General features: G+C 49.0%; 23 protein-coding genes. 3 read left to right on the forward strand and 20 right to left on the reverse strand.

The window, feature by feature from the left end:
* Window positions 1–303: 303 nt before the first annotated feature.
* From PR725_RS20595 to PR725_RS20615, 5 genes are all read right to left on the reverse strand, one after another.
* Entirely contained in the window at window positions 304–1419 is a 1116-nt protein-coding gene (locus PR725_RS20595) for a lambda-exonuclease family protein (RefSeq protein ID WP_272570345.1), read from the reverse strand.
* A 59-nt stretch (window positions 1420–1478) separates the two neighbouring features.
* A complete protein-coding gene (locus PR725_RS20600) occupies window positions 1479–3023 on the reverse strand; it encodes a recombinase RecT (protein WP_272570346.1) in 1545 nt (514 codons plus the stop codon).
* 91 nt (window positions 3024–3114) lie between these two features.
* The gene (locus tag PR725_RS20605; protein ID WP_272570347.1) at window positions 3115–3801 is read right to left on the reverse strand and encodes a single-stranded DNA-binding protein; all 687 of its coding nucleotides are present in this window, start codon (window positions 3799–3801) and stop codon (window positions 3115–3117) included.
* Between the two features lie 486 nt (window positions 3802–4287).
* Complete coding sequence (locus tag PR725_RS20610; RefSeq protein ID WP_272570348.1) at window positions 4288–4725, reverse strand: hypothetical protein; 438 nt, start codon at window positions 4723–4725, stop codon at window positions 4288–4290.
* Window positions 4726–4803: 78 nt separating this feature from the next.
* The gene (locus PR725_RS20615) at window positions 4804–5400 is read right to left on the reverse strand and encodes a hypothetical protein (protein WP_272570349.1); all 597 of its coding nucleotides are present in this window, start codon (window positions 5398–5400) and stop codon (window positions 4804–4806) included.
* A gap of 524 nt (window positions 5401–5924) precedes the next feature.
* Here PR725_RS20615 and PR725_RS20620 point away from each other — a divergent pair.
* Both PR725_RS20620 and PR725_RS20625 read left to right on the forward strand, forming a co-directional pair.
* The gene (locus tag PR725_RS20620; RefSeq protein WP_272570350.1) at window positions 5925–6674 is read left to right on the forward strand and encodes an AcaB family transcriptional regulator; all 750 of its coding nucleotides are present in this window, start codon (window positions 5925–5927) and stop codon (window positions 6672–6674) included.
* A gap of 129 nt (window positions 6675–6803) precedes the next feature.
* A complete protein-coding gene (locus tag PR725_RS20625; RefSeq protein WP_272570351.1) occupies window positions 6804–7352 on the forward strand; it encodes a tetratricopeptide repeat protein in 549 nt (182 codons plus the stop codon).
* Window positions 7353–7427: 75 nt separating this feature from the next.
* Here PR725_RS20625 and PR725_RS20630 read toward each other — a convergent pair whose 3' ends face one another.
* From PR725_RS20630 to PR725_RS20660, 7 genes are all read right to left on the reverse strand, one after another.
* Window positions 7428–8513, reverse strand: a complete 1086-nt coding sequence (locus PR725_RS20630; RefSeq protein WP_272570352.1) for a TraU family protein — start codon at window positions 8511–8513, stop codon at window positions 7428–7430.
* Window positions 8510–9805, reverse strand: coding sequence for a TrbC family F-type conjugative pilus assembly protein (locus PR725_RS20635; protein WP_272570353.1), 1296 nt, complete (start codon window positions 9803–9805; stop codon window positions 8510–8512). The genes PR725_RS20630 and PR725_RS20635 overlap by 4 nt, the downstream gene beginning before the upstream one ends.
* A complete protein-coding gene (lepB, locus tag PR725_RS20640; RefSeq protein ID WP_272570354.1) occupies window positions 9799–10329 on the reverse strand; it encodes a signal peptidase I in 531 nt (176 codons plus the stop codon). Before lepB ends, PR725_RS20635 begins: the two co-directional genes overlap by 7 nt.
* Before the next feature lie 11 nt (window positions 10330–10340).
* Complete coding sequence (locus tag PR725_RS20645; RefSeq protein WP_272570355.1) at window positions 10341–10616, reverse strand: hypothetical protein; 276 nt, start codon at window positions 10614–10616, stop codon at window positions 10341–10343.
* Window positions 10613–13102, reverse strand: a complete 2490-nt coding sequence (gene traC, locus PR725_RS20650) for a type IV secretion system protein TraC (protein ID WP_272570356.1) — start codon at window positions 13100–13102, stop codon at window positions 10613–10615. Before traC ends, PR725_RS20645 begins: the two co-directional genes overlap by 4 nt.
* 23 nt (window positions 13103–13125) lie before the next feature.
* Window positions 13126–13869: a DsbC family protein gene (locus tag PR725_RS20655; RefSeq protein ID WP_272570357.1), complete on the reverse strand. Its 744-nt coding sequence runs from the start codon at window positions 13867–13869 to the stop codon at window positions 13126–13128.
* A 409-nt stretch (window positions 13870–14278) separates the two neighbouring features.
* The gene (locus PR725_RS20660; RefSeq protein WP_272570368.1) at window positions 14279–14740 is read right to left on the reverse strand and encodes a TraV family lipoprotein; all 462 of its coding nucleotides are present in this window, start codon (window positions 14738–14740) and stop codon (window positions 14279–14281) included.
* Between PR725_RS20660 and PR725_RS20665 the strand changes: the two genes are divergently transcribed.
* Entirely contained in the window at window positions 14679–14822 is a 144-nt protein-coding gene (locus PR725_RS20665) for a hypothetical protein (RefSeq protein ID WP_272570369.1), read from the forward strand. The two genes, PR725_RS20660 and PR725_RS20665, sit on opposite strands and share 62 nt — an antisense overlap.
* On the opposite strand, the gene PR725_RS20670 is transcribed toward PR725_RS20665, so the two are convergent.
* The 8 genes from PR725_RS20670 to PR725_RS20705 all read right to left on the reverse strand — a co-directional run bounded on the left by PR725_RS20670 (window position 14815) and on the right by PR725_RS20705 (window position 20637).
* The gene (locus tag PR725_RS20670) at window positions 14815–16203 is read right to left on the reverse strand and encodes a TraB/VirB10 family protein (protein WP_272570358.1); all 1389 of its coding nucleotides are present in this window, start codon (window positions 16201–16203) and stop codon (window positions 14815–14817) included. The genes PR725_RS20665 and PR725_RS20670 overlap by 8 nt on opposite strands.
* Window positions 16204–16210: 7 nt before the next feature.
* Window positions 16211–17299 (reverse strand): TraK domain-containing protein, encoded by a 1089-nt coding sequence (locus PR725_RS20675; RefSeq protein ID WP_272570359.1) that lies wholly within the window; start codon window positions 17297–17299, stop codon window positions 16211–16213.
* Between the two features lie 169 nt (window positions 17300–17468).
* On the reverse strand, window positions 17469–18059 hold the full coding sequence (locus PR725_RS20680; RefSeq protein ID WP_272570360.1) for a TraE/TraK family type IV conjugative transfer system protein: 591 nt from the start codon (window positions 18057–18059) through the stop codon (window positions 17469–17471).
* Window positions 18056–18343, reverse strand: coding sequence for a type IV conjugative transfer system protein TraL (traL, locus tag PR725_RS20685; protein WP_272570361.1), 288 nt, complete (start codon window positions 18341–18343; stop codon window positions 18056–18058). The genes PR725_RS20680 and traL overlap by 4 nt, the downstream gene beginning before the upstream one ends.
* 69 nt (window positions 18344–18412) lie before the next feature.
* Entirely contained in the window at window positions 18413–19240 is an 828-nt protein-coding gene (locus PR725_RS20690) for a DsbA family protein (RefSeq protein WP_272570362.1), read from the reverse strand.
* On the reverse strand, window positions 19240–19530 hold the full coding sequence (locus PR725_RS20695; protein WP_272570363.1) for a hypothetical protein: 291 nt from the start codon (window positions 19528–19530) through the stop codon (window positions 19240–19242). Before PR725_RS20695 ends, PR725_RS20690 begins: the two co-directional genes overlap by 1 nt.
* An 86-nt stretch (window positions 19531–19616) precedes the next feature.
* Complete coding sequence (locus PR725_RS20700) at window positions 19617–20267, reverse strand: DUF4400 domain-containing protein (RefSeq protein WP_272570364.1); 651 nt, start codon at window positions 20265–20267, stop codon at window positions 19617–19619.
* Window positions 20260–20637, reverse strand: coding sequence for a hypothetical protein (locus tag PR725_RS20705; protein WP_272570365.1), 378 nt, complete (start codon window positions 20635–20637; stop codon window positions 20260–20262). The genes PR725_RS20700 and PR725_RS20705 overlap by 8 nt, the downstream gene beginning before the upstream one ends.
* Between the last annotated feature and the right edge of the window lie 81 nt (window positions 20638–20718).

Below are 20718 nucleotides of genomic sequence, written 5' to 3' on the forward strand. Positions count from 1 at the left end.
GGTATTGCAAAGTTCCAGTAGAGTGACTGGAGGCACTTGTAGTTCTCAGCATGAGAACGAAACACCGTTTTCGACGCATAAAAAAACCCGCTGCTTAAAAAGCAACGGGCTATCGAATTTGGTACAGATATGCGTGTGCCGTGTGAATGAGAGTTAACGCATTCAGAAGGGCGATATGGCCGAAATTAGGTGTTTAGGGGCAGGTTGCCAGAAGTTAGGCGGTGTGTACCGCACCGCTACAATAATCAATTCTTACCGTTGGGTCAACAAGAAAAAACCCGACCGAAGTCGGGTGAGTGAGAGTTAAAACAACAACAAGGCATTGTCTTCAATGCTGGTCAGTGCATCACCTTCAGCAACGACAGGCTTGATGGCATCAGGCGGAACATAAACGCTATCCTCTGGGGACGCGTCATATTCGTACACTGACAGAGTTGAGCGTAATGACTCCTGGGTTACACAATCAGGATACTGTTCGGCAGTAGCATTAAGACGCTCTGCGATCAATTTCCAGTTAGTGCGACCTTTGACTTTACTTTCCAGATAGCGAAAACCAAATCCATCAATACGGACAGGGTCAGTGCTTTTGAAACCCAGACCAATTGCCAGGCCTTGAATAGACGCTTTAAGCGTTTCCTCAAGATTAGACAGTTGAGCTTTTGCGGCTTCAAACTCGGCTTCTTTGGCGCGGACATTCGCAACTTGACGGCGGATATCAGCGATGCGGGCAGAGAGATCATCGGGAGCAGTAAATTCACTGGTTTGAGCCAATATTTCGGCATCAGAAACCAGCAGGATGTCTTGCTGTTTATCAAAAGCCGGAGCGACCTTATCATTTAAACGTCCCCAGAACTCTTTACAGGCGGCAAACAAGCGGCTGAAAGCGGATTGGTTAGGTTTGATAAGGAAAATCTTCGGCTGATCTTTAGCAGACCAGAAAACAAGATAAGCTTGTGGGGCACCTGTTACGAATAACTGATGCTGAACCTGCCAGAAATAATATTGAAACTCTGGCGAAGCTGAACCTTGTTCAAGGATGGCTAAATGTTTTTTCTCAGAGAGATTCTTGATCTCCAAGACAGAACGGTCATCGAGTTGTCCATCAAGCGAAGCTATCATGAACGGGTACTTGGCATGTCGAACGCAAAAGGGTGAGGCTATTTGCCCCAACGCATTTTCACAGTAAGACCGCGCAAGCGCTTCGAGTTTGTTACCGGCATCTACCTGCTTAATAGCAGACAGATCTTCAGAAGCAAGCAAGCCTGCATACTGAAGGTATAACTGATAAGGCGTTTTCATCGCACCAGGCGCACCCATAAGGATAGGGGAGCATGTTGCCGTAACACCCGTTTTACGCCATTTGTGCCACTCAGGAGTTCCTTGTTCAATATCGACAATTTCACAGATTGAATCAGACATACGATCACCATTAATAAATTTATAAAATTAAAAAAACGGCAAAAATTGCCGGTTATGTTTTATGCCGCTTTAGCCGTTGAAATCAGATTGCACAACATCTCTTTGAGACCTTTGTGTTTGACTGAATTCAAGGCCGCTTCAAGTTCGTCGAATTGACCGGACTGAAGCGCTTGAGAGTAGAGCACTTGCATGTTGTTAGTTTCAGCTTCAACAGAAGAAACCCACTGGACTGCACTGGCTTTAAACTCACCGTCAGCGAGACGATTAACAAAGTCATTTGCGATCCCAAAATCACACATGTGAACGGACTTAGAAACTTTCGTACTGAGCAGGTCACGGCGTGATTGTTCCAATTGACGTTTTGCGTAAGCCAATTCGCTGTCATTGAAAGAAAAAGCTTCTTTCAGTTCGGCGAGCATGGTTTCGTAAGCCAGCGTTTTTTCTGCGCGGGTAACGAGTTTAGCAATACGTTTGAAACTGCTTTGACGAACACCGGGAATATCAGACATCGGAACTTGAAGTTCTTCTGGCTGAGTTCCACCCGCAGCAGGATCCGGTTGAACATCAACGGGAGCAGACTGAGGTTCCTGCGAGACAGGCTGAGAAGCTTGCTCAACGGGTTGAGCCGGTTGTACAGGAGTAGCGACGTCATCACTAGCAACAACTTCCCCCTCAATAACACTGTCATCAGCACTATTAGCTTGAGATGAGACAACGTCATTGTTAGCAGCCTGAGCAGCTTGACGTTGAGCCATTTCAGCCGCAGCGGCTTCAACAGGGACATGAGCGGAAGATTTGAACCCCTCTTCACCGTAGGTATTGAGATAATCAATCACTGCGCTGATCCGAGTTCTGTTACCTGGGATTAAATGAACAGTTTGTTTAAGGGCGGATTTGAGAACCATTTTCCACGGGAAGTTTGTCCACGGAGATGATGCTCTTTTATCCACTTTTTTCCAAGATTCAGAAACTGCGCGAGCAGCGGCCAAATCTTCGACGGTTACGAAGTAAACGAGGTTGCGCCCATCACGCATGAGAAAGTCCACATAAACACCACGGAAGTTACCGCGAGCGCCTAAGGCGCCTTTATCGGTCACAGTCAAAAGTAAATCACCTTTACTAGCAAAGGGGTCGAACTCATGAATGGGACTATTACGACGACCTTGTGGCTTAAATACAGCATCATTCTCAAACACCAATTCAGCAACAATGTCCTGGCAGAGCCCTTCATCTGTAGCCATCTTGATCAGGCCAAGATAAGAGACATCCAAGATCACTCGATTATTGCGCGGAACCAGGTAGGCCTGTTTCTGTGCTGGGTCGAGCGTCAAGCCGGAACTGGCTAACTGTAAGAACGCAGTCTCGAAAGAGCGCGGGTTAGTTATCGCAATACCGGTAAGATAGTCACTGTTGTTAATGATGTGCTTGGCAAACACACACTCTCTCTGGAAGGAGACATGCGGGTGCATTGCCGCTTTTTCAAACTGACTACCCAGAGTCATCATGTGACGGGTCACGGTGTCAACTTTGACGGTGATGTCAGTGTTGGCTCTTTTCGCGTTATTGTTGTCATAAACGCGACGGCTGTTGTTTGAATAAGACATGGTAATACCTCTTTAATAGATTTAAATAGAATGTTTTCCGTAAGACAGATATGAAAAAGCCACTCAAAGAGTGGCATTTCAAAGCGGTTAATTAACCACGCATATCGGTGTAGCTACCATTTACGGCCGCAGCCCTTGCAACCAGAATGTGGTGCGTAGGACTTGTTGAAGAGACAAACGGACGAGATTGAGGTGCAGTAGCCGTATCTTTCGAAACGGGAACCGCAGCTTCAACAGGTAGATTTTTTACGGCTCTTTTAGCATTGGCAGAAGCAAGTGCAGCCTGATAGGTTTGGCGGAATTTATTGCCAATGGTTTTTACATCATTGTCAGTTAAATTCTGCCAGGCCAAATCAGCGTCCAATCGTTTCTGTAAATCTGGTGAACGAGCGGAGTGCTGAGGCTGTACAGCGGGAGTTACTGGTACCACAAACGCCTGAGGTTTAGCTTCATTGACACGAGTATCAACGACCAAATTGGTGGCGATATCGTGAACATAAAAAACGTGAAACTCAGTACGTTGAGTATCAACGCCATCTTTCACAAAGCGAACAGAGCGAGCAATAGCTTCGATAGAGATCTCAGAGTCTTTCTTTATGGTTTCGTTGAGGAAGTCTGCAACGTTACCGAAAGCCTTCATTGAGTAGAACTCAGTAACTTTCTGTTTATTGATCGTCATTTCACAGCCTAAGCGGAAAAAGATAACTGAATCTTTACCGTTACGAGCTGGGGTATAGCGAGGATCAATAGCAACAGTACCTTTAGCTTTAGAGAACATAATTAATACCTCATTAATAGATTTAAAATATTTAGAAAATTTGGATATTTTTGGCAAAAAGATGCCAACTACCGTGATTGGAAAACCAATAGGCAGACAGAAGTTAGGAAGTTTGAAATACAAGGAAGTTAAGGGTAAAGCATTGACCAGTAGGATGACTGGACGCACTGTGTTCCTCAGCTTGAGGAAAAACACCGGTTCGACGCACAGCAAAAAGCCCGAAGCCATAGGGCACCGGGCTGTCGAATTCTGTTTTGTAGGCATGGAAAAGCCGTGAGAATGAATACAGGATCCATTCGTAGAGGCGCTGGTGGCCGAAATTAGGTGTTTTGGTTAAGGGCTATTGCCGGAAGTTATGCGATGTAATCGCCAGAACAGAGTAAGCGATACGGAAGGGCGGGTCAATCGATAGGCAAAAAAAAACCCAGCATAGGCTGGGTTTCTTGGGAAGTTAAGATGATAAATGGCGAAAATGCCGTGCGGATATCAGTGATAAGCAGCAGCTAACTGCATGTATCGACGATAAATGAAATCCAGGGAGGCGCGATACGTAAAACCTTTACAATAGCTCGTACCATCTAGATGAACACAAATCATGAAAGCGTCTTCAAGACGGTTCCGGTCTTTTTTTCTCAATCGATTCTTATCAATGTTGCATGCGACAGAAGACAGCATCTGTTTAACTTTAGCCATCAGCTTGAAGGCATCAGTTCGGTTTCTGACACCGTATTCGCGAAGCGCAATATCATCGCTTTGACTGATACATTTAGGGCAAGTATCAGCCTCTTCATTTTGGCAAGAATGCCAACCACAGCAGCTACAATTGAGTGTGTATGTATTGTAGCAAGGATTATGGTTTTCTAACTGACACAGCGTGTTGCAATGAAGACAAGCTTTGAACGCAGGTGCATTAACGATAAACATAGATCACCTTGAAATTAATAGATTTAAAAGAGTTAAAAGCCCAGCTACCTGGGCTTGTTTAAGAGAGATAAGTGAATATCAGCTAATAACTTCCATGATCCAGAGACCACGACGTTTATCAGTTTCAAGGTCGCGATAACCAGTCACATTACCCTTACGATCAAGAACCTGAGCTTTACTGGTGCGCACTTCGGAATCTTTCCAGAAAACGACAGTGTCACCAATTTTAGCGCCAGAATTCTCAACAGCTTTTTTCAGACCAATTGCCCAAACTTTATTTTGCCCTTCAATTTCAACATAGAAGGACATATCGTTTGAACGGTCATTTTTCCAATGAGCCATACCAAAAGACACCAACTTACCTTCGTGCTCTGTGATAACAGTGCGTGAAGAACGTTTGGCGCTTGGGGCGGTTGAATCATCAGAATCGTCAGACTCATCAAGTTCGTCATCTTTAGGGGAGAAACGAGACATGAGCTGGACAGCCAGAACAACAGCTGACAGCGTCAGACAGCCACAGGCAATGATTAAAGGAATAGTGGATTGCACAAAACCGGTCGTATAAATATAAAAAGCAATACCAGCTGGCACTACGAACGAAGCGTTCTTAGGACGCCAGAACAACGAGAGGAACATGCCAATATAAACAAAACCTTGCAATTCGAATGAAGACATAATATTCACCATAAATTTATGAGCGAAGTCCGGCCACAGAGAAACACCCTGAAACGTGAGGATTCATGAGATGTAAACAAAGCGAAAGACAACGTTAAAAAACGAAGTCCGGGCACAGACAAAACGCGGGAGTTAAAAACAAGAGGAAGTTAACAATTTTTTTGGTTTGGATTGAGATCCAAAAATACCCTTTGGTAGGGCGGCAAGGTGACATGTTTTGTTCGAAGAACAAGAACACGTCAGAGATGCTCTGGCCTGATTGAGGCGTGCGTAACCCGTGAGGAAAGCCGATTAGGCTACCAGGAGGCGGTGGTATCTTCACACCAAAGTTACGGGTTTACGTTTGAAGTTATGCTGAGAAGAGAGTGAGCCATCAGCTAGGCTGTTACAAAATCCTACTTCAGATAATCAGTCAGATCAAGAACTGTTTTTCTTCCGCGAAACGTTGGCCTTTTCCCATGACTTGACCGTTTTCGTATGACTAAATAGTCAGGCTTAAATGCGATTAAATGTGAGGATAAATCATGGCAACTACAGAGAAGGCTAAAGTGACTGATAACGTAAAGCAGGGTCAAAACAAACGTAACAACCGTGGCAACCGTACACGTAATACCGAGTCTGCACAAAGCAAAGGGCAGGCACCGGGACGAGAGCGTCGTGAATACTCTAACCCAGAGATCACCGTACCGTTCCAGCTGCAAACGCAAGAGGGTATCCGTATGCAGCAACGCCACTACAACTCGATGTCAAAGGCGCTGTTCAATCTGACTATTAACAGCACCAGCCTGGAGCGCCTCGGCGTGAAAGGCGCGATTGACCGAACCAAGAAGGCTGTAGGTGAAGTTCTGGCCGGGCCTGAGAAAGAAATTAGCTCAGGCATCACGGCGCTCAATAAAGTGCTTGAACAGGCTAAAACCTCTGGGGCATCCCGTATCGAAGAGGTTTCCTATACAGCACCGCGCGATTATAACATTCGCGTGCGTACACCGGATGCCATGCGTGTTGTGCGATTGTTCCGTGACTTTGACGAACTGATCACGTTGCTAGACCGCCTGTGGTTGAACAACCTGTTTAACCAGGATGAAGTGGATGACTATAAAACCCGCTTGCGCGATAGCATTCGCAACATGGTTAACCTCCTTGACCGGCATGCATCGACCACGGTCGAAGAGTTGAACGACAACAACGGCAAGAATGCCGATGAGGCGAACAAGGCGACCAACGAACAGACGGAAAGCGCCGAACCAAAAGACGACATCCCAGCCAAGTCGTAACCCCTCTCAACACGATCCCCTCACAAAGGCAGGCCACCCACCTGCCTTTTTTGCTGTCCATTTGGTTGCATTTTTGTTAAATTTTGCTATACAAATTAGATAATTAATAATTCAAATAATAGGTTTATCATGAGAAAGATAGGTATATGCGCTTTAGCATTATTAATTTACTTACCTTCAATGCTGGTTCCAGCTGAAACAAATTATTCCATATCCCAACAAGTCCCATTAACAACCAAGCAAATTCATGATGTAGAGAGAAATTCACTGGCGCAGCGTGGTGAAGAATTTTATGAGCAGAAGAACTATAAAGAAGCTGAAAAATGGTTCATTGAAGCTGGGCGTAGAAATCACCGAGATTCTCAAGAAAAGCTAGGGCATATGTACTATTTAGGGCTAACAGGGCAAAAAGAATACAATATGGCAATACTTTGGTTTACGCGGGCTTATGAAAATGGTTCAGTAGGCGCAGAGGCTGCTCTCGGCGCAATGCATCTCTTAGGGCAAGGATATCCTAAAGATATTAGTCTTGGTCTAAAAATGTTAAGGTCCGCTTCCGATAAGGGGCACCCACATGCACCCGAGATACTTGAAATTTTTGAAGAACAGAAAAAGCTTTGTGCTCAAGGAGAGGTAAAAGCTTGTGAAGTAACACAGCAACCTAATATAAATAACTAATTCATCAGTATATTTAAAATGTTGGGCACAAAAAAAGCCCTTAACCTTTTGGTAAGGGCCGGTGTTTAAGACGATTTATATCGTTCGACAGCAATCCATCCACTGATAGATCATGTACGTTGAGTCTTGACCTTTCCCAGTAGGATAGCGATACATGCCACCTTGCCACTGGTAGGGTGATTCACCGACTTCATGGCCCTCTTTGGTTTCAGGTGTCGGGCTGAACATGTTCAGTTTGTATTGCTGCTTAGGGAGTGTCGGATAGATCTTCGAACGACAAACCGTGTCATTGCCCATTGTCCGATACGCCAGACCACGACGGTGCTCAACAGCGAGCTCGCGAATACCGGCCAAGCTGGTTGTCCGTGGCGTGTCCATGCTGCGTACCGACCCGGTTAATGGATATTGCCCACCCCAAGAGCCCGCACACCACCACATCGAATCCATTGGCTGTTTACCTGCAAACTGAGCCGTAGCCTCAAGGGCGCAAGCTTGTTGTGCCACAACGTTGGCTACCGCAGCTGATTCAGGGTTCTGGAAGAATGCCAACGCAGTGTTGTTCCAGGTCGGATCAATCTCGGAGAAACTGACCACGTCAAAGTCGCTGTACGGGTCAGCAGTGCATTGCCCCGGCAAATACAGGTCAAGCATACGCAGCAATGGCAACGCGTACATGTGGGCGTTATAGAAGCTGATCGAAAACTTATTGCGGCGCTCTTCATCACCGCCGTCAGTTTGGATCCCGTACTGGAGATTGTTCCCGAGGTTCAAGTTAACCCCACCCAACGATGACATACAGCCAGGTGTGCGCGTCAGTTCGATGATTTTGCGAGGCTCCCACATCGCCGTCAGTACGCCAGGGTGATACACCCCAAGCCCATCCTGGCAAGCACACGCCATACCACTGGCCGCATTATCAGGCACTTTACCGGAGGGACCCATCGTAATCCCGGCAACTTTGATTGGGAAGATGCATCCCCAGCACACGTCGGTAAACAGCTTGAAGGAAAGAAGCTGGTTATCACGGCAAACTTCGTTCACCGCAGGCGCAGTCTCCGCCGTTTTGTCAGCCAGCGCATTGCCCGCAAAACCTAAGGAGATTGCCGTGGCTGCGATCAGGTGCAAGCTGAATGATTTCAATTTCGTGTGTAGGGATTTCATTTTGCCACCTTCTGCGCGTAGTTGGCTTCAGGGTATTCGTTGATGATGAATACCTTTCTGTCAGCAGTCACGATACTGGGCACCGCTTCAATCCCAAAGCGCTCAGACATGCCGGGCTGGATCATGTAAAGGCGGGCTTTTTCACCGTAATGCTGCGCGGCATCTTTGAACGTATCCCAGCCATCACCATAAACGTTCGTTGTGATCAGGATAGGGTTGATGCCGGACTCGGTGTTTTCGTACTCATGACGCGCGAAGTCACGCTGCCACGGCACGCTGGCATCAAACACAATCAGCTTTTGGCCGAAGGGCATCACATCCAATGGATTAACCTTCCCTTTTTTAGCGACGACAACGCCTTCCGGCGTGACAATATCCTGAGGAATGATCACCGTCGGGTCAATCGTGTGGGTTGCACGCTTCTTAACAGTCGGGAACGCTTCAAATTCCTGGCGTTGGCGAGGCCAATAATTGTTTAAAGCGTCTTTTTTCATCTGGTCAAAGTCGAGGTTTTTCACCCCTTCTTCAATCAGGTCCAGCAGACTGCGCTCTACGACTTCTTTCGTTGGGCCAGCGGTTCCCAGCTTACCGGTTTTATCTTTCAGGAAGTCGATATTTGAGATGCCGGAAACACTGGCGACAAATTCACCGTCTTTCTCATGGATGATGGTTGGAACGGCGGTGACGGCATTGTCTTTGAAAATGACCGGATCCAGATTCACTGTCACTTCCGAGCCGGAGTCAAGCACCAGTTGTTGCCAGCGAGTGAGCTCGTCCATTAATTTCGCTTTATCCGTAACGCCACGAATAACCAACGAGACATCCCTGCGGCCATTGTATTCGGCCATCATGCCTTTAATTTCTTTATCAGACAGCGAGGCAGAAACCAGTACATAGTAAAAATCACCGGCCATTTTGTTTTGTTTACCGTCAGCGACATCTGCATCCGCAATCGCACCTGTGACAGCGTCACTTATCATTTCATTGTCGGTACGCGAATCAGGCATTTTTCGCAGCATTTCGCGGTTATTTTCACGCGCCAGCTTTGCATTTGCTTCTTCATTATTTTGTTGTTCTCTTGCCACACGGATGAGGCTATCGATATCGGCCTTTTCATTATCCGTCACCTCAGCAGGGCGGGAGGGCAGATCGCTATCCTGGAAAGTGCCTACTGGGCGAGCGGGTAAATCCGTCAATGGCTGCGCGGCACTGACAGAAAAGGCCATGCTACCAAGCACGGCCAATGCGATGAGAGTTTTGCGAAACGTCGCAACTTTTTGTTTGATTACCATATCGGGTAGGCCCTTCCTATGATTTGTGACTCCGGTAGCGTTCCCCAATACCGGGAGTCAAAGCTTAATTTTGTGCGTCCCATTAGCCAGACTCGGCCCTCAGGAATGACCCCCTGGCGAGTCAGTTCGCTGATTGGATGTCCTGACTCTTCTGCCAGTGCAAGGCCCTCGCCGACCATTGAACCGTTTACAGTGGTCTCTTCGTCATTCACAGCGATGGCATCCCCGCTAATCCCATCAACCATTTTTATCCCTTTCCCGTACTCACCCATGTACTTCGAGCTAAACGCAAAGGTCGTACCTTTAACGGGCGTGGTATCGTGCTTATCGACCAGGTAAATACGGTAGGGTGGTAAGCACTGGTTGTTCTGCGGGTCAATACCAATTTCGAAACGATGCAACACGTAATAACTGGACGGAGCGGAGATCGCGCCCACCAGCAACATCAGCAAAGCATGTTTTTTCCACGGGCGCTTTTGCTTATAAATTTTCTTCCAAAGTGAATTCGCTGTGTCCTTGACCACGTTACCCCCAGTTAGTTGGCTGACGAAGAAACGGTTTGCGGGATTTGCATATGAGCTGGGTATTTGTATAACGCCGACTCATTGAGAACCATGTAGCCAGCCTTTGCCATTGCCTCGGCACGAGCATGAACCAGTTTAATTTGAGGGTCGCTGAGAACCTTTCCGTTTGCGCCGGTATAACTGACGACAGCAATGTAGTCAGTGGGGGCAGCAGGGGGGGCAAACCGCCCATAAAGGGCGGCTCCCAGAAACCCGCAGAGTAATGAAACAGCTGCGGTCTTAATCATGCGGCTTTACCTCGTTGTCGCTCTTCAAGAATGGAGTTGATGGCATCCTGGGTGGACATGCCCTGTGCTTTACGTTTTCGGATAGCCGCTACGTCGTCTGGTGCCGTCGAGTACAGCAGCATCGAGAACGGATCCACTATCAATCGGCTAATCCCTTGGCCGGATTTGGAGATAACGTAAATTTCTGAGTAAACCCCTCGGCTCGAACGCACGGTTTTCAAGAAACGATAACCTGAATCATCCAGTGCCAAGCGCTGGTGGTGTTGAGCTTCGTTAACCGCAGATTCACTCTGACCCAGTAACAGCATAAACGCAGAGTTGTCGGCGATAGATTTTCCGACGCTATCCTTGTAAATATCGTTAATGGACTGCGTGATCGTGATGGCCGCGCCGTTGTATTTACGGAACCGGCGATAGCCTTTCTCAATGAACGCACCGATATTCCCTTTGAGCAATGCCCAGGCTTCGTCGATGACCACGATTTTCATCTGGCCGCGATCGCCCATGAACATGTCTTGCTGGATTTGGTAAATCAGCTGCAACAGCACAACTTGCTTCAGGTGTTCAGAGCTTTCCAAACGCGACAATTCCAGGACCGTAAACGGGTTACGGAAGTCGATGTTGTTTTTGCCCACGAAGAACTTGCCGTACTGCCCGCGACTAGTGAATGGGTATAATTGGTGACCCAGACGTTTGATGTCGTTCTCTTCGTCCGACAGCAGCGATTCCGCGACCATATCAACGGTCGTCTGTTTCCCATGAGTGCGAACGAGGTTGGCGACGTGTTCTTTCATACGCGCTTCTTCGAAGTCGTTCAGGCCAGCTTTTGGCGCTGCCATCACAGAGAGAAGGCCGATAATCAGGTCTTCTTCACCGCCGTCTTCGTTGTCTGGGTTTTCGCCGAAGTAGTCTTCAATCAGTTCAAAGAAGTTGAGGCACGGCTTCTTGTCGGGATGGAAGTCCAGGTAGTCCCCGTTGTAGGTTTCACAGATATTTTTGTACGAGTCACCCACATCGATACACCACACTTTCGCCCCCAGACTGCGATAAGCGGTAATGATGTAGTTGGTTAAGAACGACTTACCGGAACCGGACTCTGCGGCAATACAGGCGTTGTAGTTGGTGTCCGAGTCGAACAGGTCGAGCATCTGAACCTGCCCCGATCGGGACGTCAGCATTAACGCCGGATTGCTGGTACCTTGCCAGTCAGCGTAAAGGGGTGAGATAACCAACGCCTCACTCAGTGCTAACGTGCGGTAGCGCCCCATCGACTTCTCTGCGCCTGCTTCGTTGAACATCGGCAGGGACGAAAGGAAAATCGGCGCGACAAAGTAGCTGTCCGGGATCATTTTGAACTGATACGTGTTGAGGTAACTGGCCGCTTCCTGGCTTGCACGGAATGCACCGTCTTTGGAGTTGGAGAAGATAGTTACTGTGAACTTGGCTTTGCAGATCGGCTCACCGTTGTCCAGCTTATCACTCAGCAGGTCGTAACCTTCACGGATAGTCTTCAATGACGGGATCCATTTGACCATCGGCCCGTCGGTTTGCTGCACAATCCAGTTACGCTTTTGCGTGAACTTTGTCTTCGCGTTTTGCTGGTCGAAGAAGATCATGCTCATGGAGATAATGCAGGATGACTTGATGCCCGTTGCGCCGCTCATCATGTCGCCGAGAAAATATTGCGCCTGCCCTGGGAAGAAGCGCTTAGGCAGTTTCTTGGCGCTCAGCGTGCGCACAAACGTCGTGCCGGTATGGCGTTCACCGCGTTGGTTTTCGTCCTCAGGGCTACCGAATGCACAGTATTTATTACGAATAAAGAACTCACGGTCAGGGTCAACCAGCTGCTCCGAGATCATCAAATCATCTTGCACTTGCAGCGGATTACGATCACGCCACGACGCGGTTTCCCCCTGATTCAAAATGGCGGACAGCACGTCAATGTAGCGATCGCGCGTCAGTGTGGCAGGGCACAGGCCAGTGATCCCCAGCGTGGTGTCGAACGTGTTGCGGAATTCAGAAATCAGGTTGAATTCTTCTTCACGCATATCGTATTCGTTTTTCACTGGCACCTTTACCGTGATCAGCAACAAGCAGTTGCGCACACGGGTACCCGTACCCTTCATGGGGTAGTCGGTGCTGTGAAGCAGGAACTTAGAACGGTTGTAGACGGCATCCCGCAATACCTCGTCTTCGCAGTCCATGCGCAGTACGTCCATCTGATTGATTTTGCCAACGATGTTCGGGCTGGCAATCAGGTCGAACTGTACAATGGTCTTCGCCGGAAAGTTGGAGGACAGCAGTGTTTGAAGTTGCTGCATTTCTTTCCCGCTGGTGCCGGACAACGGACGGCAAAGAAAGCCGAAACCGATGTATTTATTGTCACACAGGAAAATATGATTTTTCTCATCGTATGCCCGAACAGGGCACACATCCGAGAAGCGTTTGATAGATTTCAAACGCTGTACGATGATTGACTCGCTCATTCTAACCCCACAGAAAGATGAACTTATTGACCAGCAAGGAAGGCTTTCAGACCCTGCTTTGGTGCGCCGATACTAAACACGCCGTCGTCACGGATGATGAATGGCACCATGCTGACGCCCAGTACCTGAGCCGTGATTGTGCGACGCGCTAACGCCTGCATGTCACAGTCATTGACCTGCTCAAATTTGGTTTTTTCATGCGCAATAATGGCGCGGTCGGCCCGGTAGCGATCGGATGCGCAGTACAGCTCTTTGTTACGGATTTGACTCGGCTCGCCGAGAGCGCCCAGTGACAGCACGCTAACGGTGTATTCGTGCGGGTCCAGATCTGCCAGTTGATTCAGGGCTGCGGCACAATGCACACAGTTCGGGTCGGTGAAGAAAATGGCTTTTTTCGGACCGTCGCCCCAAACGGCGGGTTGGAGATCCGCGATGTTCAGCTTCAGTTCTTTGATTGGGATGATGCTGGCGTACTTGGTGATATCGTCAAGTGTGGTCAAGTCTTTCTTGGCCCAGGTGTCATGCAGAGTCCCTTTGAACAGGTACCGGCCGTTTGACGATAGCAGGTTGACTTTGCCGTCTACTTCCAGCGCGATGATGCCGTTGGTTGGCACAACGAAGCGCTTGACGTCTTTGCTGTCCTTCGGTGCATTCATAAAGGCTTTGTTGTTAAACACAGTATCAGCGTTCACATCAGCACCGGCAAAAGCGGAGGCGGCGAAGCTGGCGGACAAAATCAGGGATAATACTTTCTTGCGTAGCGTCATTGGAGTGCTCCTGTGAATGAGGCTACATTTTCAATGGTGCAAAGGCGGATTAACAGCGAAAAGGCCAGCAAAACGAGGTCAAAAAAGGGCGTTTTCTGAGAGGGGCTTTTGGACAGGGAGTATAAAAAGGTAAGGCCGTTCGAGGGGGAACGGCCTTGCGCATGAATCCATTTACCAATTTGTCTGAGTGGGGTTTATCCAACGCGAGGGGTAAGTCACACATCGAATGTCAGCATTGGCAAAATTGCGGTATGGTTACCATGCGTAGGTAATTTTAATCACAATCTTGATAAATAGCAATGATACCCAGAATGAAAGAAAGCCGCACCGGGCGGCTTTCATAATGCAACTGACTGTATTTGAGGGGGAATTTCAAATCATTCAGTTTGCATTAATTTCAATGTAAGCATTATTTGCTCAGTGTTTGAGGGCCTTTTGCCGCCACTGGAGCCGCGCTCATTGGCCGAATAACGGCGCTGCGAGTCGATGCATGTGATGCACCCACCTCCCAGCGGCGTGGTTCAATTTCTGTGTAAACGTAGCCAGGGACGTTAAGGTCACCGTCTGCGGATTCGTAGGGATCGACCAACACACGCATTACTTGTGCCTGGGTACGGATCGGTTGAGGGTTAGCGGTTGCAGCCGGAACCGGCACGTAACGACCACCAGTTGCAACACCACCAGCACCAGCATTACCCACGACACTATTTCGTTTCAGGTCCACCGGCTTCCCAGACAGCTGCTGTTCCGACACGGCATCTATGCGATCTTGATAGTCATCACCATCGGTCAGCTGGTGGATGTCGCGGATGTTCATACAGGTCACGGCATTGGGCATCCCTTTACAGCCGTATTCTGAGTTACCATCCACCAGCGAACAGCCAGACAATGCAGCCAGGCCAGTGGCCGCGACACAGATTGCTAAAAGACGTTTTTTCCACATGATTAGTTAGTCCCGTTAGAATTGAAAGTAGTAGGCGTTGCTTTGCCATTCGGTTTGACGCGGGTAAACTTCAGCGTCACGCCTTTTTGAACGATAAAATCGACACTGCGACCCGGATCAATTTCGATAACAGGGAACAAGTCACCGGCCATGTTCATGTAAAAGTCGGCCAGCCGGTCCAATGCCCCACCGACACCCGCGATGGCTGCACCTTGAAGGGCTTCACTGCTCATCACTTGTTCGTATGGTGTGTTATTTTTCTTGCCACTGCCATTGTCACGCGTGACGTTAATGGTAGGAATACTCTGGACGCTGAACAGCGATGACGCGGCCTGCAAGAAGCCAGCCGTCAAGGCTTTCGCCAGGTATTGGCCTTGCTTAGTAACTAATCGACCCCGGACACCGGCCTTGCCATCTTCACCCACCGCATACGCATCCAGCGGTGATTCAAATACGGCACCGTCATCGCGAATGCAAGTGATCACTTCAGAGCGGAAGTAACCACGTTCAGACGACAGCTCACCAAAACCAGCGGCCAGCATGCCACACTCACGCACATCAGCACGGAAGCGGTTAGGCAAGATGGCATCTTTTTTGATGCGGATAAGCGCCGGATACGGGTCTTTACGTGCGTTCTGTGACGTTGGGGCATCCATACCAGAAATGAAGACACCGCTCAGGATTGAGGTCGCTGGGAGGTAGGTCTGGAAAGCGGGGTCATCATCCGGGTCAGCGGCAGCGATCTCTTTGATGTCCTCATGCACGGAGATAATATCCGGCGTAGCAGGCGCAACGGCCTTTCCGTCCTTACCTTTTGCGTCCTTGTCCAATGCAAAATCAGATGGATTCGGCTGCTGGGTGTTTTCGTACACGCGCTGGAGCGTGTCGTCGTTGTTCAGGTTTTCGTGAACACTGTCCGACGTTAATTTCTCAACGCCTTGTTTGGCGTTATTATCGCCTTTGTAGACGTCTTTCGAACGGACTGATTTGGAGTAGGGTAAAACGGTAGCGCCTTCAGCGACGCGTTTCTTTAACTTCTCCTGCTCAATGCGATCAGCGCGCTGTTGTTGCTCAATGGTGATGAGACGCTTGTTGATTTCGTCTACATTGAGGGACTTTTTCAAATCCGTGATGTTGGCGTTTTGCTTTTCAATCGCATCACCCAAAGAACGCAGGCGTGCGGCAATTGCGTTCTGGCTAACGCCTTGCGTATCGGAGTCAGTCAATACACTGGAAATGATTTGTTCAGACGGCCCGCGCGACGAAGGCGTTCTGGATTCAGGCATTAGCAACAGAATGGACGGGATCAGCACGACAAGCGTACCACCCCACACAAAAAGACGTTTCTTCTTGGCGTCCAACGTCTCCCAGCGTTCTTTTAATTTACTCATTTTTCTATTACTCCGCTAATTTTGGACGGACAGAATCATCGACTTGCGCCTGCTGAGACTGATTACGAATGACAAAGTAGGCTTCAGTCTTTTGCCCTGGCTGGAGCGTATTCCGGCTCCACAGGGCTCGCGCGGCGAGATTTGGGTGAGTACAAAGCGACTCGTCTACCGTGATGGTCGAAGCCCCGGTATTTTGTGCAACACCAACGATGACACTGAACTGACTGCCTTGAATGTACTGACCGCCAGCGAAGCTGTATTTGACATTGTCCTGCGCAGTACCGGTGCTGAAATTACAGTTCGGGATGCTGTGACCACGACCTAAGCTGCCCATTGCATAACCTGGTGGAATATCGCCCAACGCAACGGCTCGCAGAATGTTGCGGATCGTTTCGACGTAGTTGTCTTTTTGCTCCCATTTACGGGCTTTGGTTTCGTTACCACCGTACATCACATTCTGTGTATACCCTGTCGCGGCTGGATTGTTACCCACCTTGCGGGAGAGCATGAGCGAGGCTTGCACTGGGGCAATTTTTTGCGGAACCAGCGACAAAGACAGCGCAACGCTTTCGTCCCCTTTTTCACTGATGTACAGCGCGACAGGGTTAGTTGAACTCGTGGAGACGTAGATCACGTTACCCTGCACGCTGACTTTCACATCAGACAGCTGCAAGCGCTGGACTGTCGGGCGCTCGAACGGCGTAACGATGCGGTTCAGCTGGCCGATTGAGATTGGGATCAGGGTGTTTACGCCGGGCTCTACAATTAAGTCTTGGCGCGAAGGAATGACATCGTCCGTTAAACGAACAGGCTGAACAATGGCATTCGGCACAGGTTGGACGTTGATGCCATCTACAGCGGGGTTATCACTGGAACGGGCGTTGGCAGACGCCCCCGCCGTGGCTGTGTGATTGCCTTTTGCCGATGAAACGACAACGGGATCTTCAGAGGCCGAGTCACCGGAACGTTGAAGTACAACGCCGTTATCGACCGACAGTGTATTGCTATTTTCGTTAAGGCCATTCGCAATGGAAGGCCCGGCGGTGATTGACGCGATTAACAGCGCCAGAATTTTTACGTGTTTACTATTCAACATTTGTTCCCCCGAACAGTGACGGACGCAATACACAGGAAGTTACCGCGACGGTTTTGTTAATGCTGCTCACTTTGTTTACCTAGCTTTCACGTCATCGTAAAAGCGCTCAATGTGTTTATAACCCGCACGCGGCGGGTGACGAAATTTACGGGATGGTGTTTCCCCAGATTTATTTGTCGCCTTTCTTCTCGCTTGGTAATTCGGCTTTACCTTGCTTGATGTTGATGAAGGTCAACACCGGACGGTAGCCTTTCACATCAATCGACATTTGGAACGTCACGGACTTCACGATAGGGTTACCCGTGATCCCTTCAAGGCCTTGGCTACCTTCTACGAAGTAGGTGCCTGGCGCTTTGGGGTCGTGGTAGACGCGAGTCGGTGTAAAGCTCAGGCTGATACGGTCTCGCTTGATCTGGTCAATCTGGTCGTCAATGCGCTTCATGACTTGTGTGTAAATGCCAGCATCAAGGAATGGGCCTATAGACTTCTTCAGCATATCGACTGACTCAGGCGTTGCGTTACCCATTGAGTTAGCCAGGTAGATGGCCCATGCCTGCATGTAAGGCTGCCCGGCCGTTTTCTCGTCTAACCAGGTGGTTTCGGTCAGATTAGGCGGTACGATAGTTACGATTTGTGAACGATTCATCAACGTGGTGGACAGAATGCCGATGCAGATAATCGACACAACCAACACCAGCTTCAGCGTAGTGTTTTCGCCTTTCATGTTCAGCAGACCCTTTTTAAAATCTTGGCTCTTCATACAATAAATTCCCGGTCGAATGCGTTAGGTACAATGGTGCTTTTCCCGAAAGAGACACCGAACTTCCAGTAGCACAGGTGCAGAAAGTATTTTTCTGAAGCCTTTTGCAGGAAGCTGCCGTAAAAACGGGTGATCACGATACCGATGAGCGACATCGTAAAGAGACGGCCCGTAAAGACCCCGATACCCAGGAAAACGAAAAATGGCATCGCTTCATCAACGCTCCAGAAGAAGAACTTCGGTGGATCATCGACAGAATGCGAGATGTGGATTGGCTCACTCATGCTTACCCCCAGTTATGAAACGAAATACCCGAACCCCTTCGGGTGCTATAACCCAAAACGCAAACTCTTTTACTTCTCACCCCCTTGGGCTAATTGCGCCATCATCTGCATCAGCCCTGTCCCGTTGACGGAGCCTTGCACCATTGCCGATTTGTCGCCATACACGACGATGTTTGCAGGCGTTTGCTGAATATTGAGGCGTGCGGCTTCTTTCACGTCTTCAGCGATTTTGGCGCTTGGACGTGCGGCATTAACACACTCGATAATGCGCTGCCCATCCAGCCCGTTGTTCTCCGCCAATTTGTCCAGCGGTGTTGCCAAGCCGTGACCGTCTGAACGTGTGTCAGCGAAGATCGCCCGTGCCATTTTGTAGAATGCCGGGTTGCCACCTTGCTCTGCGGCGCACTCAGCGGCGAGAGACTCGGTGCGAGAGGATTGGCCGTGTACTGGAACGTGCTTGAACACCATCGCGATATTGCCGGACGAGGAGTCCACCAGATCCATCATTTGCGGGAAATGGGTTTTGCAGTACGGGCATTCAAAATCGGAATACTCAATGACGTAAAACTGTGCGTCCGGGTTGCCGTAGATACGCTCGCTGTCCGTGGATGGTGCGTAGGACTCAGACGGTTTTTCACCGGTACTGAAGCCGATCGTGTTTGGCGCTTTAGACTGCGTACTGACTTTTAGCCCAGAGGCCGCAATATAGCGGTCAAACGCGGCTTCCAAATCCCCCCGATTACTGATGACATTGCGTTGCGTATCAGCAACCACGGCCAGGTCGTTAAGCAGGCGCGTTTGTTTATCCAACGTATAGGCGGCGAAACCCGATGTGGCGATCATGACTGCCAATGGAATGCCGTAAATGACCCCTTTCAAACCTGTACGCTTAGCCATTAATAACCTCGGGATTGCTGTAATTGTTCAGGGACGAAAACCATGTCAGGTTTCTTAATTGCCCCGCGTTTTTTCATTTCTTCTTGCTGAGCCTGTAGCCGAGGCAACAAAACTTCAGCCATTTCGCGATCCATCTTGTCCCGGTCGGTTAAATAATTGGACTTGTGGAGGACCGTATTCAATTCGCTGATCTTCTCAGACTTGTCAGTCAGTAAAACACCAGCACTCAGGCAGGCTGAAAAGGCAATGCACAGGAGTCCGGACAAATAGACGTGCTTAAGTTCATTCATAGTTCACCTCGGGTGATAATTTACCATTCCGGTTTTAGTGCGGATAATGAAAAGCACCGCAAAACGCGGCGCTTTTCGGGGGGGATTTAGATGCGTTTAGGCAGGTTACTGATGAGCAGAGAACTGCCGATTGGGATCATCACAATCATGATGAGCGCACCAATCATCGGCGGTACCGGAAGAGGGACGAACAGTGACAGCAAAATACTGTAAATCCCCCAGCCGATCAGCACCATGCTGCGGCGGTTAAGAAAAGGTGACGAGTAGGCAAACGTATATCGCTTGGCGTTCCACCGCATGATCCCAGCAAAGAGAGAGGGCAGAGTGACCACCAGCATGTACGGAAGCCAGTAAATATTCAGAGTCAAACGATACACGATCATATAAAACCAATAGTTCAGGTTTTCGGCCATGTTGCGAAAGATAGAGGCGAATAAGAAAAGAGGACCGCCACGATTCGCCATGTCGGACGCATCCAACTCATAAAAATCTCGCAAGAAGCCATCCACTCCGGTCTCTACGAAGAATGAACGGTAGTTTTTGTTGACGTCTGAGATGACAGGCGTGAAATCCGTATCACCGATCAGACGCTGACCCCAGGTGACTTCTTTTTTCACGTTCTCGTAAAAATACGAGGCCGGGAAAAACATGGAAATGACGAACAATACCGCTGTACTGAAGATGATGATCATCTTTATCGTCTGGGGCCACTTCTCTTCGGTTAATTGGTCAAGCATGTAAAATCCTTAATGCGAGTTTGTCCGCCACCGCATTAATGAGCTCGCTGTTCAGTCTGCGGGGTAACTGACTGGTGGATGCTAGTTCGTTGAAATCCATTTTCCCGCCGATGTGCTCGGTAACGAAATTTGCCAGAGTGATGAAGTAGACCGCCAGGCGCTCCCAGTCATTCAGAGGGCAGTCTGCCTGCTGGTTATAGGCCATCACGGAGGACTGTACTGCATCTGCTACCCGCCCCTTTGTCAGGGTGCTCGGCAGTAATGAGATGAGTGACTGCGTGATAGGCTCAACACACGGCCACACCAGCGTTAAGTTGTCATACGCGTTGCAATCTTCTTTACGCAAAAAATAGGTTTTCATCTTGATCATGATTTTTTACTCCCAACACGGATACGCGACTTCTCACCCCGGACTTTCTTCTCGTAAAGCTTCAGGAACTTCAAGGCCTTC

The sequence above is a fragment of the Providencia sp. PROV255 genome (assembly GCF_028478065.1).
Lineage (GTDB): Bacteria > Pseudomonadota > Gammaproteobacteria > Enterobacterales > Enterobacteriaceae > Providencia > Providencia rettgeri.

Excerpts from the sequence above, each read along its gene's own strand:
- PR725_RS20615 (WP_272570349.1), bottom strand. The coding sequence starts at position 5,400 with ATGTCTTCATTCGAATTGCAAGGTTTTGTTTATATTGGCATGTTCCTC.
- PR725_RS20610 (WP_272570348.1), bottom strand. The coding sequence starts at position 4,725 with ATGTTTATCGTTAATGCACCTGCGTTCAAAGCTTGTCTTCATTGCAAC.
- PR725_RS20630 (WP_272570352.1), bottom strand. The coding sequence starts at position 8,513 with ATGAAATCCCTACACACGAAATTGAAATCATTCAGCTTGCACCTGATC.
- PR725_RS20670 (WP_272570358.1), bottom strand. The coding sequence starts at position 16,203 with ATGAGTAAATTAAAAGAACGCTGGGAGACGTTGGACGCCAAGAAGAAA.
- traL (WP_272570361.1), bottom strand. The coding sequence starts at position 18,343 with ATGAGTGAGCCAATCCACATCTCGCATTCTGTCGATGATCCACCGAAG.
- PR725_RS20595 (WP_272570345.1), bottom strand. The coding sequence starts at position 1,419 with ATGTCTGATTCAATCTGTGAAATTGTCGATATTGAACAAGGAACTCCT.
- PR725_RS20680 (WP_272570360.1), bottom strand. The coding sequence starts at position 18,059 with ATGAAGAGCCAAGATTTTAAAAAGGGTCTGCTGAACATGAAAGGCGAA.
- PR725_RS20695 (WP_272570363.1), bottom strand. The coding sequence starts at position 19,530 with ATGAATGAACTTAAGCACGTCTATTTGTCCGGACTCCTGTGCATTGCC.
- PR725_RS20600 (WP_272570346.1), bottom strand. The coding sequence starts at position 3,023 with ATGTCTTATTCAAACAACAGCCGTCGCGTTTATGACAACAATAACGCG.
- traC (WP_272570356.1), bottom strand. The coding sequence starts at position 13,102 with ATGAGCGAGTCAATCATCGTACAGCGTTTGAAATCTATCAAACGCTTC.
- PR725_RS20690 (WP_272570362.1), bottom strand. The coding sequence starts at position 19,240 with ATGGCTAAGCGTACAGGTTTGAAAGGGGTCATTTACGGCATTCCATTG.
- PR725_RS20645 (WP_272570355.1), bottom strand. The coding sequence starts at position 10,616 with ATGATTAAGACCGCAGCTGTTTCATTACTCTGCGGGTTTCTGGGAGCC.
- PR725_RS20605 (WP_272570347.1), bottom strand. The coding sequence starts at position 3,801 with ATGTTCTCTAAAGCTAAAGGTACTGTTGCTATTGATCCTCGCTATACC.
- PR725_RS20700 (WP_272570364.1), bottom strand. The coding sequence starts at position 20,267 with ATGCTTGACCAATTAACCGAAGAGAAGTGGCCCCAGACGATAAAGATG.
- PR725_RS20635 (WP_272570353.1), bottom strand. The coding sequence starts at position 9,805 with ATGGTAATCAAACAAAAAGTTGCGACGTTTCGCAAAACTCTCATCGCA.
- PR725_RS20620 (WP_272570350.1), top strand. The coding sequence starts at position 5,925 with ATGGCAACTACAGAGAAGGCTAAAGTGACTGATAACGTAAAGCAGGGT.
- PR725_RS20675 (WP_272570359.1), bottom strand. The coding sequence starts at position 17,299 with ATGTTGAATAGTAAACACGTAAAAATTCTGGCGCTGTTAATCGCGTCA.
- PR725_RS20665 (WP_272570369.1), top strand. The coding sequence starts at position 14,679 with ATGTTCATACAGGTCACGGCATTGGGCATCCCTTTACAGCCGTATTCT.
- PR725_RS20655 (WP_272570357.1), bottom strand. The coding sequence starts at position 13,869 with ATGACGCTACGCAAGAAAGTATTATCCCTGATTTTGTCCGCCAGCTTC.
- PR725_RS20705 (WP_272570365.1), bottom strand. The coding sequence starts at position 20,637 with ATGATCAAGATGAAAACCTATTTTTTGCGTAAAGAAGATTGCAACGCG.
- PR725_RS20625 (WP_272570351.1), top strand. The coding sequence starts at position 6,804 with ATGAGAAAGATAGGTATATGCGCTTTAGCATTATTAATTTACTTACCT.